Below are 472 nucleotides of genomic sequence, written 5' to 3' on the forward strand. Positions count from 1 at the left end.
CGGTTGTAGTGGGTTTTTGTGCAATAATGAGCGCAGCGAATGCACAAAAAGGAGCGTAGGCCGCTGCGTCAAATGGAGCAATTTGTTATGTATTAGTTAAAATCAATGTAGCTCGAGCCTACAAAAGTCGGTGCCCAACAACTACTCCCCACGTCCAAGCCCCGAACAGTCACCGTTACTCCAGTAGCTTTTGCAGTAAGAAGTAGACTCAACAACCTATCTATTTTTTCGTATTCATTAGGTATTAAAAAACCAGTTTTAGTACCATTACAATGAGCTAAGCTAGTCTGCCCATCAAAAGTAAGGCCATATACCAACATCATTCCCGAACCGTAATGACGCATCATTGAAACCTTGCCTGTAGCAGTTATTGTAGCTGCTTGCGCAGATATGCCAAAGGTTAGCGTTAAAATTATAATTGTTAAATTTATTAAATATTTCATATATCACCATGTTTATAAATTACATAACG

1 protein-coding gene is annotated in these 472 nt (G+C 39.2%); it reads right to left on the reverse strand.

The features are described 5' to 3' along the window. Positions 1-92 precede the first annotated feature (92 nt). Positions 93-443: a hypothetical protein gene (locus CJF42_RS25500; protein WP_095369300.1), complete on the reverse strand. Its 351-nt coding sequence runs from the start codon at positions 441-443 to the stop codon at positions 93-95. Between the last annotated feature and the right edge of the window lie 29 nt (positions 444-472).

It is taken from the genome of Pseudoalteromonas sp. NBT06-2 (assembly GCF_002276045.1).
GTDB lineage: Bacteria > Pseudomonadota > Gammaproteobacteria > Enterobacterales > Alteromonadaceae > Pseudoalteromonas.

Excerpts from the sequence above, each read along its gene's own strand:
- CJF42_RS25500 (WP_095369300.1), bottom strand. The coding sequence starts at position 443 with ATGAAATATTTAATAAATTTAACAATTATAATTTTAACGCTAACCTTT.